Raw genomic sequence first — 13,425 nt, 5'->3', positions numbered from 1 at the left:
GGCTTAGCAGCTGGTACTCTTTTATTTTTAAAAAAACCTAAGCGACATTCGCTTAGGCCTTAGTTTAGCTTGGAAAAGGGGTAGGAGTTGGTTCTGCATATCCTTCTTTATACTTATCATCAATGTATTGGCGAATCTCTTTTACTGATTTGCCGTCCTTATATTGAATAATGCTTTCAGCAGCTGTTTCTAAGCAAACGCCGCAGCGCGTCCCATGGTCATCCCAAACAATTTCACCAGATTGTTTATTTTCATATACAAAACAATCATAATTATCTCTATGAGCTCCTGATTCTCCGCATCCGCAATAACATGGAATAGCCTCTAATAAATCCTTGTGCTTGGCAGCTGCCCCGTATATGATTTGCATTTGCTCGGGCTTTTCATTTAGAAAATCCGGAAGCACTTCATTAGATTTTGTCAATTCGCGCATATCGCCGTTTTCTGCATGAAACGTATGAGTACTCTCATCCTTCTTTGTACCTGCTGATTCTTCCAGTTTGGATGAGCAGGCCGTTAATAGGGAAAGAATGCCTGCAACGGTTAGGAAATATGCAATTAATTTAATCCTCATCAAATCACCTTAATTCTCATTATTTATACACGTTTCTACCCATTCCACTATATCATAATTTATTTAGAAATCTAAAAATGATCTCCATGGTTCATTGATTTGTCATATATAATAGGTAGTAGTACGCATATCTTGTAATAATTGCAAGACTTTAGAGGAATTATGTTCATCTTTGTCGAAAAGATTAAATGTTTGAGAATACCAGGATTCGGGGACTGACTTATGAAAGATCACATTAATAATTTACCTTTGTCCAGAAAAGTTTTTCTATTCTCGTTTTTAATAAGTTTAATTCTAGTTGTTATAACAGCTGGAATAAGTTTAATCCTACAAACAAACCAGATGGAAAAACAGATGAAATATCGTGTTGCTGATATGTCAACATTATGGAGTACTACTTTCAATGCGAACGATATTAAAAGGATTAATGAGGATAGAAATGCAGAACATCCTATATTTCAAAATATTACTGAAAAGCTGTCGCTTGTAAATGAGAAGGCACCTTATTCGAATGCGATGCTTCTATCACCGGATGTTATGAATGAAGAGGAACTTTTTATTCTGGCAGCTTCGGAAAGCTATAAGAAGATTGGTTTGCTGCCATTTTCTTATCATGAGGCAGAAAAGGTGTATTTAGACGGTTTTAAGAAAGCTGTCACATCAAAAAAAGTTATATCTACTGATGTATACGAGGATCATTATGGACATTGGGTATCGGCTTTTGTTCCAATACTTGGACAAGATTTTGAGGTTGTAGGGGTAATCAGCTATGATCTTGATGCACAACTTATCACGAAATACCAATATAAGTTTTCAGCCTATTTAATTGCCATTTTACTCCTGATAACAATAAGTGGATATTTAATATTAAAAAGAGGTTTGAAAAAAGTATTGTATCCGGTTAATGAAATAATCGCAGGGTTTAATGAAGTGAGCAACGGAAATTTCAATGTGAAATTAAAGTCTCAAAATCAAGCTGATTTGGGGATTTTAGCCGAACGATTTAATAATATGACGAGTCAGCTATCATTGCTCTTCGATCGTTTATCTGCTACCTCGGTGGAGCTTGGAACAATTCAAAAAAATCAAGTCTCGATGCACAGATTTGATGAAGCTATTGATGAAATGGAACAAATCCTACATAAATCAAAAATCCTGCGTGAACTTCAAAGGGCGGAAAAAATGAACGCAATTGGTCAGCTGGCAGCCTCTGTTGCCCACGAAATAAGAAATCCAATGACGGTTGTCAAAGGATTTCTGCAAATATTTTTGGCGAAAGACCAAATGAGCGATGAAGAGCGTATGTATATCCGATTAATGATCGAAGAAATGAGTCGTGCTGAAACGATTATCAATGACTATCTCTCTTTAGCGAAGCCAGATATTGAACAAACCGAAAAGGTGGATGCATCCGAAACAGCTTCAAAGGTACTTGACCTGATGAATTCTTATGCCATGATGTCAAAAAATATTACGGTTGTTCCCAATTTGAATGAAGGAGTTTTTATTCAAGGGAATAATAGCGAGTTAAAGCAAGTACTAATTAATATTTTGAAGAACGGTATTGAAGCAATGAAGGTCGGAGGTACATTAAGTATTACGGTATATAAGGATGAGAAGTACGGAGTTTTTGAAATAACAGACACAGGAATTGGAATGAGTGCGGAAGAACTGGAACGATTAGGGACGGCTTTTTACTCATTAAAGGAGAAAGGAACAGGAATCGGATTAATGGTATGTTACCAAATCATCGAAAGAATGAAAGGGAAAATTGAAGTGCAAAGTCAGAACGGGAAGGGAACAACCTTCAAGATTTTTATTCCTTTAGTGGATGATCATGCAGAATAACGAAAAGTAATCCTTGAATTTGATTTTACCCAGAAAATTGGATATTTCTTTCTAATTATTCAAGCTATGTGAATATGATAAATAGCAGGGGGGATTGATGATGAGGGTGAAAAATGTCCTTCTATTTAGCGATTTTGGAATCGATGATATTGTTGCAGTCCTATTTGCTTATTTTTGCGAGGAAATTAATATTGTTGGAATAGTAGCAGATTATGGAAATGTCTCAAGAAAAGATGCGATCCGGAATGCGGCATATTTGCAGGAAGTAACAGGTATTAGAAATATCCCGATTTTCGGCGGGGCGGAACTGCCGCTGACAGGTGAAATGCCTAAATATGTTCCAGAAGTGCACGGGCTTGAAGGGCTAGGTCCCATTTTGCCTAATATGCAGGTAAATGAAAATTTATTTGAAAATTTTCATGAAGTAAAAACGTTAATTGAAAAGTACAAACATAACATCACGATTGTCAATGTTGGCAGACTTTCCTCTTTGGCAACAGCATTTATTTTGTCCCCGCGGCTAATGGAAACGGTAAATGATTATTACATTATGGGCGGGGCCTTTAATGTTCCAGGGAATGTGACGCCAATTGCAGAGGCAAATTTTTATGGTGATCCTTACGCAGCAAAAATATTAATAAATAATGCTCATAAGAAGATTCATCTTTTTCCATTAGATGTAACAATGTCCGCGATTATTACTCCAGCAATTATTGATTCGCTTCATCAATATTACCTTTCAACTAATAATAAAATTGGCCTTTTAATAAAACCAATGGTCGATTATTATTATTCCTTCTACCAAAAATCAAATCCTGGCATTAGCGGAAGTCCATTACATGATGTTTTCACCTTATGGGCATTACTGGAAAGCTCTGATATAAAATATGCTGAGGTTCCTATCCAAGTCGTTATTGATAAAGGAATTGCGTTTGGAGAAAGCATCGGTGATTTTCGGAAAAAGCCTGATTTAGAATCAAAGGAATATAAAATTCATAAGGTTGCTGTTCAGTTTAACTATTCAACATTTATTAGATCATTCTATGACATAATGAGAAAGCCAATAGATGGAATTCAGGAAACATAAAATCGCATCAGTATAATGTCACAGGTTTGCCATATTTTTTTCTTTCTTCTTTCGCTTCCGTCTGCTAGAATAGGTTCGAATATGCAGAGGAGCGGATACAGAAATGAAATCTAGATTCATAACAATCATCATATCGGTCATAACAGTCTTTATTCTGTCGGCTTGTGGCGGCAGTGAAATAAAAGATGCCAAAAACTGGCCAGTTGCCGATTTTACTTTTACGGATCAAAATAATAATTCCTTAGGACTGTCGGATTTAAATGGAAAGGTTTGGGTTGCCGATTTTATCTACACGAACTGTCCTGACGTTTGTTTGCCAATGACTTTTAATATGGCTAAGCTGCAGGACTTGGTGAAGAAAGAGAAAATCGAGAATATCGAGTTTGTTTCCTTTAGTGTAGATCCAGAAATCGATAGCCCAGAGGTATTAACGACCTATGCAGGACATTTTGATGTTGATTTTAGTAATTGGCACTTTTTAACTGGATATAAACAAGAGGAAATTGAGAAATTTGCTATGGATAACTTTAAAACCATAGTTAAAAAGCCTGTAAATAACCCTGATGTTATTCACCAGACATATTTTTATTTAGTGAATCAAGAAGGTAAGATCATGAAATTATATTCTGGCCTTGAAGACATCCCTTTTGAAGAAATTATTAATGACATAAAAACTTTACAATAGACCTTTCATAGGTCTTTTTTTTGTCATGAATAAAGATGAACGTGTTATAATAAGCAATACGGTAAATAAACGTACCCCCACCTCTAATGTTTCTGCGATTTTAAAAAGGCGGGTGATTACATGAAATTCATAGTCCCCATGTTCATAATGAGCATACTAATTCTTGCTTCATGCAATATTCATTCCTCTTCGGAAATTGGCAAACTAAATCAAGCAAAACAAACCTTTCTGACGGCAAAAAATATGCCGGCTGATGATTTTATTCCCCATGATATCACAATTGTTTCTGCTGGAGACTCACTAACTCAAGGTGTAGGGGACAGTACAAATAGAGGTGGCTATATTCCATACTTAAAGGAAAAATTAGAAAATGATAAGGGAATAAGTGATGCAGAGTTTTATAATTTTGGTGTCAAAGGGAATCGTTCTGATCAGCTCTTAAAAAGGCTAGATTCGAGTAAGGTAAAGACTGCAATTGGTGAGGCAGATATCGTCATTGTCACAATAGGCGGGAATGATATGATGAAGGTCGTCCGTGAAAACTTTTCAAGTTTAAACATGAAGGCTTTTAAAAAACAAAACCAACTATTTAAAAATAATTTGGATGATACACTCGTTAAGATTCGTAAGGAAAATCCTAATAGCCTTATTGTTTTGGTTGGATTATATAACCCGTTTATTTCATGGTTTGCTAATATTAATGAAATTAATGAAATTGTGGATGAATGGAATACGGCAAGTAAAGAAACCCTTGAAAAATATCCAAATACGTTTTTTGTAGAAATTGATGATATTTTTCAAAAAAATGCGAAGGATCTACTATATACAGATTACTTCCATCCAAATGATAAAGGCTATGAGCTTATTGCCGGCAGGGTTTATGATACATTGAAAGAAGAAGCATTAACTAAGCTAACAGAGAGATTCTACACAGTGGGGAATGGAGAGAATTGAAATTGAAGGAACAGAAATGGAAAAAACTCTTTTTCCTTTTACTGGTGATTAACATAATTGTCATCGCGGTGTTAATGGCGGTCGTAAATACTCCTGTTAAAGATGATCAATATTCACCTCAAAACATTGATTTAAAGGGGCATGTACCATTTAGAATCCAGACAGACAAGGCAGACTTAAACGAAGTGATCAACCATTATCTTGACAAGGAAGGATTAACCGGGCCAATTGATTACCAAATTTTCTTAAATAATGAAGTAGAGTTATATGGGTCTCTGCCAGTATTTAGTCAGGAAATTCAAATGAAGCTAACATTTGAACCGATTGCTTTAGATAATGGGGATATACTTCTACAGCAGAAATCAATATCCGTCGGTCAGCTTCAATTGCCAGTGTCTTATGTTTTAAAGTTTGTGAAGGATAAATATAAAGTGCCCAATTGGGTTACGATACAGCCAAACGAGGAAAGAATCTATGTTTCATTACAAAAAATGAAATTGAAAAGTGATATTCATGTAAAGGTTGATGAATTCGATTTAAAAAATGATGATATTCGTTTCACGCTGCTCGTACCAATTAAATAAGATACATCGATCAAAAAGTATAATGCAAAGGCAGGTCTACCTTTGCATTATGCTTTTTTAATTATTAATGATGACTACTTCAAGTCCAGGCTCGCTCGTAATCGAACCAATGATGAGGATGGAATAAGCTTTATTTGGCATTAATTGCAGTTGTGGAATGGGCAAGGCAACATTAGTGGAACCAGCAATTCTTGCTTCAAGGTCCACTGTCATTGGATGCAGTCCGAGAAAGCTAGTATATTTACGGTAGGATATATTAGAAAAAATGACATCTCTATCCTTAACAGCGATATCTAAAGCAGGTGCATCAGGAGAAAGATGAATGAATCTAATCTTTGTTCCACCTATAGGCACACGCGGATCGTCCTCAAGGGCAAGCCACTTCATGTTCTTTACATGCCCAGAAGGAATAAAGGTATAATGTTTTCCATGCTCAATCATTATTTTTCGGCTTAGGACAGTCGAAACCATATTGCCTGACGGATAAATGTCAACTTGATGTTTGCCAACAGGCAAAGAAAGATAATTACTTACATCTTTATGAGAGAAATCCTTTAATATCCGGATGCCATCAATATATATATCTACATTAGGGGCATCAATGGAAGCATGAATGAAACGTACTTTTCCTGAAAGATTACTATCTTGTTGGTTCGGCATCGGTTGAGTACGCATCATTTGAGCTGCCAAATTCATATACTGTAAATGCTTCTGATAATAGGCAATGTGGCTGGAAGGATTTATATATTTATAATAATTTGCAAGCAGGTCATATAAACTTGCCTTTTGTAAAAAATCATAATAATTTTGATTTCGGGACATACCCCTCGCTCCTATCTAGATGGTGTATACGTCAATAAGTTATGCGGAAGGGCATAGGTTGGTGTCACCTACATGTACTTTTCAATCTTTAAGATATAGTTGAAAACACTTTACAAATGGTTGGAAGTTCCATATAATTAACTTAATTAGTTGAAAGGCGGGTGAAGTGCAATGACAAAATTATTAATTGTAAGTAATCTCATTGTCGTAAATATTTGCACAGCCCAATTTAAATCTGTTTAATGTGATAGGAAAGTTCTTTTTCTATGCTTATTAAACCATGGGCTGTGGTGCCTATGGTTTTTTTATATTTTATTTGCATGGAGGAAGAAAACTTGAATTTAAATTTAATTGGTTTTAATGATTTTTTTGAAAAGGCATTTGAAGCCTTCAAACTAGAGGGCTATTCAGTAGGACGCGTTTCGCTTGAACATAAAAGAATGTATCGGGTTTGGACTGAGGAAGGCGAATTATTGTGTGAAGTGGCTGGAAAGTTTGCATATATGGCAGGTTCAAGAGAAGATTATCCCGCAGTTGGCGATTGGGTTGTTTTGAAAGCTCGCCATGATGAAGGTCGTGGCACCATTCATCATGTGTTGCCAAGAAAAAGTAAATTTTCTAGAAAAGCTGCCGGTGAAAATACTGAAGAGCAAATCGTCGCAACGAATGTCGATACAATATTTCTTGTGAATTCTTTAAATGATGATTTAAATTTACGCAGAATCGAAAGATATTTGCTTCTATCATGGGAAAGCGGGGCAAATCCAGTCATTGTTTTAACGAAAGCTGATTTATGTAATGATATTGAAGGAAAATTATCTGAAGTTGAAGGAATTGCAATGGGTGTACCGATTGTTTCGGTCAGTGTGCTCGAGGAAGAAGGAATGGAAGGTTTACAGCCATATCTTCTTCCGGGGAAAACTATTGCTCTGCTCGGCTCATCAGGTGTCGGCAAATCAACTTTAACGAATTATCTGTTAGGTGCCGAAAAGCAAAAGGTACAGGAAATTCGCGAAGATGATGATAAGGGACGCCATACGACAACCCATCGTGAGTTAGTTCTGCTGCCAGGGGGAACAGTTTTAATTGATACTCCGGGTATGAGAGAGCTTCAGCTTTGGGAAAGTGCTGATGGATTATTGGAAAGCTTTACAGATATTGAAGAGATAGCCGAGCAATGTAAGTATCGGGACTGCAGCCATACGAAAGAGCCAGGATGTGCTGTTGAACTTGCAATTAAAAACGGTTTGCTCGATAGCAATCGTCTTGCGAGCTACAAAAAGCTGCAAAGGGAATTGGCTTATTTAGAAAGAAAACAAGATCAGCGCGCGCAGCTGGAAGAGAAGAAACGCTGGAAAAGCATTAACATAAACATGAAAAAGTCAAAAAGGAAAATGTATTAATGGTTAGTTATTGAGATCTCAGAACATGAGATCTCTTCTGCATTTTGGAGGTTATTCCTTTAATCTAATGTGTAACTTTTGGAAAATTAGGCAAATACCCGTACAGGTCAAGCTCCCATTTCATAAGGTAATATGGAAAAATGCCTTTAAAAAGATGAGGAGTGAAGGAATATGTATGGAAGTGGCTGTGGGTATGATCCTTGCTATCCTGGATACGGTTATCCTGTAGGGGGTGCCTTTGCTGGTCCTGGATACGGTTATCCTGTAGGCGGCGGTTGTGGCTTTGGTGGAGGCTTTGCGCTAATTGTTGTATTGTTTATTCTATTAATCATCATTGGTGCCAGCTGCAGTTTCTGTTAAGATATCTAATATCATCAAGACTGACTTCGGATTCGGAGCAGTCTTTTTTATTTTGCATCCCCGTTTCTATCTACTTATTTTATTTTCGTTTTCTCCATGAAAGATTCAAACATTCTCCTCATATAATCTAGTATTGTCCTAAAGATAAGAAATTGCTTTCTCAATTGGATGGAGGGGGAGGGCTTATGAATAAGTCCAATTTAATAAAACCAGTGCTGGAAAATGAATATCCAGTGATTGATTATGGCAAAGGAATATACTTATACGATCAAGAAGGGAAGGAATATTTGGATGCGTCATCTGGAGCCATTACAGCCAATATTGGTCATGGGGTAAAGGAAATTATTGATGCCATGCATGAGCAGGCTAAACGGGTTTCATTTGTCTATCGGTCGCAGTTTACGAGTGATGCTGCTGAGAATCTTGCACGAAAAATTGCCGAGCAAACGATTGGAGACTTGAACTGGTGTTTCTTTGTAAATAGCGGTTCAGAAGCAACGGAAACGGCGATGAAAATTGCTATTCAATATTGGCAGGAAAAGGGGGTCCAGACAAAGACGAAAGTATTATCGAGGTGGATGAGCTACCATGGGATTACTTTAGGTGCTTTATCTATGTCTGGTCATACAGGCAGACGAGCAAGGTTTATTCCGCTTCTTGAAGATTTTCCAGTTATTCATCCCCCCTATTGTTATCGCTGTCCATATAATCGAGAGGCGCCAGATTGTGGGTATGTCTGTGCACAGGAGCTTGATACTGTAATAAAGCGGATCGGTGCTGATCATATAGCAGCTTTTATTGCCGAACCAATCATTGGCGCTTCTGGTGCAGCCATTACCCCGCCTAAGGGCTACTATAAGGTCATTAAAGAAATTTGTGATAAAAACGGGATTCTTTTTATTGCGGATGAAGTGATGACCGGCTTTGGCAGAACGGGTGCGATGTTAGCCTGTGAGCATTGGGGCATCGAGCCGGATATTGTTGCATTAGGAAAAGGAATGGGTGCTGGCTATGCTCCAATAGCCGCTGCTTTAGTCAGTGAAAAGGTGATGGAGCCCATCCTCTCCGGGTCAAAAATCGTCATGAGCGGACATACTTTAAGTGCAAACCCCCAGTCATGTGCAGTATCCCTTGCAGTTCTTGAATACTTAGATAAAAACGAAATTATAAAAGAGGTTGATCAAAAAGGGAATTACTTAATGGAAAAACTAGCCGAATTACAAGAAAACTTCCCGTTTATTGGAGATATTCGTGGGAAAGGGCTTATGGTTGGGTTGGAATTTGTCCAAAACGCTGAAGATAAAACGCCTTTCCCGAGATCCCTTCTATTTACGCAAAATTTAATCCAGCTGGCACAAACCTGCGGGCTAATTATCTATCCGGCAGGCGCCGGCATTGATGGGATGAATGGCGATGCGGTTTTATTAGCACCTCCTCTTACGATTACTTTCCAAGAAATAGATGAATTACTAAAGCGTTTGCAAACCACTTTTGAAGCTTTTGCTAAAAAATATTTACCAACTGAGGAGAGATGTGAGTAATGGATAACTCCTTCAAAAAAATAATATCGATCGAAGCAGCATTAGAGTATTTCACTGATGGAATGACCATCCTGTTCGGCGGCTTCGGTGGAATCGGCTCTCCTCCAACAATAATTGATGGAATTCTAGAAAAGGGAATTAGGGACCTTACACTGATTGGGAATGATACTGGATTTCCTCATATTGGGATAGGCAAAATTGTCAGCCAAGGGAAAGTACGAAAAATTATTGCTTCTCATATTGGATCAAATCCTGTTGCCGGTCAATTAATGACAGAAGGAAAACTTGAGGTCGAATTTTCACCACAAGGCATTCTTGCGGAGAGAATAAGGGCTGGCGGAGTAGGATTAGGTGGAATTCTATCAGACATTGGAATGGATAATGAATTGGTTTCCAGCAATAAACAGACAGTCATTCTTGGTGGTAAACAATATATAGTCGAAACGGCATTAACAGGCGATGTATCCATCGTATTTGCAAAAAAAGCAGACTCGTTCGGCAATCTAATCTACGATAAAAGTGCACGAAATACAAATCCTCTTGTCGCAATGGCAGGAAATATTACAATTGCCGAGGTGGAGGAAATTGTCCCTGTTGGAAGCCTTGATCCGGATGAAGTGGTTACACCAGGGGTTTTTGTTGATTATATTGTTCCTTCTAAAGGGGTGAATTGGAAATGGGCATGGGAATAGAAATACGTAATAAAATTGCCAAGCGTGCTGCAGAGGAGATCAAAGATGGAATGGTCGTGAATCTAGGTATTGGCATTCCATCTCTTGTCCCAAATTTTTTGCCTGAACAAATGAATGTTATTTTTCATGCGGAAAATGGCATCACTGGGATGGGGCCAAGCCCAGTGAAGGGGGAGGAGGATGAAAATCTTTGTAATGCAGGCGGGTTTCCGGTGACCGTTATCGAAGGTGCATCGTATTGTGATAGTGCCATTTCCTTTGGCATGATTAGGCGGGGAAGAGTGGATATGACCATTCTTGGTTCTTTAGAAGTAAGTGAAAAAGGCGATTTAGCGAATTGGATCGTTCCAGGGAAAAAGGTACCTGGAATGGGCGGGGCAATGGAGCTCGCGCAGAAGGCAAAAAAAGTGATTGTCGTCATGAGTCATACGGATAAGCATGGAAAAGCAAAAATAGTAAAGAAGTGCTCCCTTCCGTTAACCTCTTCAAGCTGTGTTGACATCATTATTACAGAGATGGCTGCCTTTCAAGTGACGACAGAGGGATTAATCCTAACCGAAATATTCTCACCACACACAATTGATGAAATAAAAATGAAAACGGACTGTGAATTTCAGATAAGCGATCATCTTAGAATCATAGATTAACCAAAATAGGCGGAATTTGGTACGATAGAGAGGAGTGGTGGAATGCAAGGGGGAATAAAGGAATGGCTGCAGAAAAATCGAAAAAAAGGAATTCACCTCCTTCAAAGGCTTGTTCAGGAAGGCAGCATTCGTGGAAATGAAAGCAAGGCTCAGGCGATCATCATTGAAAAATGCAGAGAGCTCGGTCTCCATGTTGATATTTGGGAAATTGGCGATGAACAGCTAATGAAACATCCTAAATTCTGTTCTGATCGAAAGGATTTTACAGGAAATCCCAACGTGGTTGGGGTCCTAAAAGGATCTGGCGGAGGAAGGTCACTCATATTAAATGGACATATCGATGTAGTCCCAGAGGGAGACCGGGAGGATTGGAACCACGACCCTTTTAGTGGCCATATTGAAAATGGTAAATTATATGGCAGGGGATCAACTGATATGAAAGGGGGCTCTGTGGCACTGCTTCTCGCCATAGAGGCTATAATCAATCTGGAGGTTCAGCTTAGAGGGGATGTGATTTTTCAAAGTGTCATTGAAGAAGAAAGCGGCGGGGCTGGAACGCTCGCAGCTGTGTTAAGAGGGTACAAGGCAGATGGTGCCATAATCCCTGAACCGACAAATATGAAGCTCTTTCCAAAACAACAAGGATCGATGTGGTTTCGCATTACAGTAAAAGGCCGTTCAGCGCATGGCGGGACTAGGTATGAAGGGGTTAGTGCGATAGAGAAAATGGTGCTCGTCATTCATAAATTACAAGAATTAGAGAAACGAAGAAATGAGAAAATAACAGATCCGCTATATCAACATATCCCGATCCCCATTCCGATTAATATTGGAAAAATTCACAGCGGTGAATGGCCATCTTCTGTCCCTGACATAGCGGTCATTGAAGGAAGAATGGGTGTCGCTCCACATGAACAAATGGCAGATGCTGAGAATGAGCTGGCAGATGCCTTAATGGAAGTGGTCAGCAACGATCAGTGGCTAAGTGAAAATCCGCCGAAAGTCGAATGGTTTGGCGGCAGATGGCTGCCAGGGAATTTAGAAGATAAACATCCTCTTATGGAAACAATTTCAGATGCATTCGAACAAGTAAAAACAACACAACCGATTATCGAGGCATCTCCTTGGGGAACCGATGGCGGAATCCTATCTGTTGTAGGCAACACGCCTGTCGTTGTATTTGGTCCAGGAGTAACTGCCGCCGCTCATGATGTAAATGAGTATATTTCCATAGATGATATATTTGAAGCGGCAGAAATCATTGCCTTATCAATCATTAATTGGTGTGGGATTAATGAGGAAACAGAATAAAAGAGGGGTCCCCTGGGCCCCTTTAATGAAATGAGGGATGGATTATGGAATCAATTGCGGATGTGCAATTGATTAAGAATGAGAACTTTACGATGAAGGTTTATATAGATTTGTTTAATAAACGAATCCGCGTAGATGATTTATATGGAGATGTTTTGCAAGGAGCAGAAAAAGCTGAAGAAATGGCAAAAGAGCTGCAAGCGGAAAAATTGATTCTGAAAGGAAGAAGTGAACAATTCCCCTTGCTGATGAAGTGCGGTTATATGTGTGAAGCGATGATTGACGGCTATTTTCTAGGCTCTGATATGTATTTTTTCTGCAAATATTATACAACCGAGAGAAGGACAAGCGTTCAGTGGCTTAAAGAAGATTCCATATCAGACAACGTTATGAAGCTTGAACAATACTTAAAGCCAGTGAAACCGCCACAGGAATATATTCTTAAAAAGCTAACCATAGAAGATGCGGAACCTCTTGCAGCTCTTTATGAAGAAGTGTTTCAAATTTATCCAACACCGCTTAATGATCCAAAATATATTATTGAAACGATGAAGGAAGGAACAATTTATTATGGCTTCCTGATCAATGGCAAGGTTGTCAGTGCTGCATCTGCTGAAGTGAATGACTTTTACAAAAATGCAGAAGTAACTGATTGTGCAACATTGCCTCAACATCGAAAACATGGTCTCATGAAAATTTTATTAGAAAAGCTTGAAAATGAATTGAAGTCTAATGGGGTGTATTGTGCCTATTCAATTGCAAGGGCTTTATCGTTCGGAATGAATGCAGCACTTCATCAGCTTGGCTACTGCTATCGGGGCAGGCTGACTAATAATTGCTATATTTTTGACAAACTTGAAGATATGAATGTATGGGTGAAGGACCTATCTCTAAATAGATGAATTTTATATGATTCT

General features: G+C 38.4%; 14 protein-coding genes. 12 read left to right on the top strand and 2 right to left on the bottom strand.

Annotated elements, in window-relative coordinates; translation table 11 throughout:
- Positions 1 to 64: 64 nt before the first annotated feature.
- Positions 65 to 574: a PCYCGC motif-containing (lipo)protein gene (locus tag AR328_RS18580; protein WP_082677316.1), complete on the bottom strand. Its 510-nt coding sequence runs from the start codon at positions 572 to 574 to the stop codon at positions 65 to 67.
- A gap of 222 nt (positions 575 to 796) precedes the next feature.
- Here AR328_RS18580 and AR328_RS18575 point away from each other — a divergent pair, with 222 nt between their 5' ends.
- From AR328_RS18575 to AR328_RS18555, 5 genes are all read left to right on the top strand, one after another.
- On the top strand, positions 797 to 2,422 hold the full coding sequence (locus AR328_RS18575) for an ATP-binding protein (protein ID WP_066299652.1): 1,626 nt from the start codon (positions 797 to 799) through the stop codon (positions 2,420 to 2,422).
- A 100-nt stretch (positions 2,423 to 2,522) separates the two neighbouring features.
- Positions 2,523 to 3,509 carry a nucleoside hydrolase gene (locus tag AR328_RS18570; protein ID WP_066299649.1) on the top strand — a complete coding sequence of 329 codons (987 nt, stop codon included), beginning with the start codon at positions 2,523 to 2,525 and terminating at the stop codon, positions 3,507 to 3,509.
- A gap of 103 nt (positions 3,510 to 3,612) precedes the next feature.
- Positions 3,613 to 4,194, top strand: a complete 582-nt coding sequence (locus tag AR328_RS18565; protein ID WP_066299646.1) for an SCO family protein — start codon at positions 3,613 to 3,615, stop codon at positions 4,192 to 4,194.
- Between the two features lie 120 nt (positions 4,195 to 4,314).
- Positions 4,315 to 5,148: an SGNH/GDSL hydrolase family protein gene (locus tag AR328_RS18560; RefSeq protein WP_066299633.1), complete on the top strand. Its 834-nt coding sequence runs from the start codon at positions 4,315 to 4,317 to the stop codon at positions 5,146 to 5,148.
- Between the two features lie 2 nt (positions 5,149 to 5,150).
- Complete coding sequence (locus AR328_RS18555) at positions 5,151 to 5,732, top strand: YpmS family protein (RefSeq protein ID WP_066299626.1); 582 nt, start codon at positions 5,151 to 5,153, stop codon at positions 5,730 to 5,732.
- A gap of 57 nt (positions 5,733 to 5,789) precedes the next feature.
- Here AR328_RS18555 and AR328_RS18550 read toward each other — a convergent pair whose 3' ends face one another.
- Positions 5,790 to 6,554, bottom strand: a complete 765-nt coding sequence (locus AR328_RS18550; RefSeq protein ID WP_066299625.1) for a DUF4397 domain-containing protein — start codon at positions 6,552 to 6,554, stop codon at positions 5,790 to 5,792.
- A 335-nt stretch (positions 6,555 to 6,889) separates the two neighbouring features.
- Between AR328_RS18550 and rsgA the strand changes: the two genes are divergently transcribed.
- The 7 genes from rsgA to ablB all read left to right on the top strand — a co-directional run bounded on the left by rsgA (position 6,890) and on the right by ablB (position 13,410).
- Positions 6,890 to 7,957, top strand: coding sequence for a ribosome small subunit-dependent GTPase A (rsgA, locus tag AR328_RS18545; RefSeq protein WP_066299873.1), 1,068 nt, complete (start codon positions 6,890 to 6,892; stop codon positions 7,955 to 7,957).
- Positions 7,958 to 8,128: 171 nt separating this feature from the next.
- Positions 8,129 to 8,317: a YjcZ family sporulation protein gene (locus tag AR328_RS18540; RefSeq protein ID WP_066299624.1), complete on the top strand. Its 189-nt coding sequence runs from the start codon at positions 8,129 to 8,131 to the stop codon at positions 8,315 to 8,317.
- Positions 8,318 to 8,502: 185 nt separating this feature from the next.
- On the top strand, positions 8,503 to 9,858 hold the full coding sequence (locus AR328_RS18535; RefSeq protein ID WP_066299618.1) for an aspartate aminotransferase family protein: 1,356 nt from the start codon (positions 8,503 to 8,505) through the stop codon (positions 9,856 to 9,858).
- Complete coding sequence (locus AR328_RS18530; RefSeq protein ID WP_066299615.1) at positions 9,858 to 10,550, top strand: CoA transferase subunit A; 693 nt, start codon at positions 9,858 to 9,860, stop codon at positions 10,548 to 10,550. The genes AR328_RS18535 and AR328_RS18530 overlap by 1 nt, the downstream gene beginning before the upstream one ends.
- The gene (locus AR328_RS18525; protein ID WP_066299612.1) at positions 10,535 to 11,197 is read left to right on the top strand and encodes a 3-oxoacid CoA-transferase subunit B; all 663 of its coding nucleotides are present in this window, start codon (positions 10,535 to 10,537) and stop codon (positions 11,195 to 11,197) included. Before AR328_RS18530 ends, AR328_RS18525 begins: the two co-directional genes overlap by 16 nt.
- Before the next feature lie 42 nt (positions 11,198 to 11,239).
- Complete coding sequence (locus AR328_RS18520; RefSeq protein WP_066299609.1) at positions 11,240 to 12,508, top strand: peptidase; 1,269 nt, start codon at positions 11,240 to 11,242, stop codon at positions 12,506 to 12,508.
- A gap of 44 nt (positions 12,509 to 12,552) precedes the next feature.
- Positions 12,553 to 13,410 (top strand): putative beta-lysine N-acetyltransferase, encoded by an 858-nt coding sequence (gene ablB / locus AR328_RS18515; protein ID WP_066299605.1) that lies wholly within the window; start codon positions 12,553 to 12,555, stop codon positions 13,408 to 13,410.
- Positions 13,411 to 13,425: the final 15 nt, after the last annotated feature.

The organism is Bacillus sp. FJAT-29937 (genome assembly GCF_001509555.1).
Lineage (GTDB): Bacteria > Bacillota > Bacilli > Bacillales > Cytobacillaceae > Cytobacillus.
The sequence above is the reverse complement of the archived record's forward strand: the minus strand, read 5'-3'. Positions and strand labels throughout refer to the sequence as shown.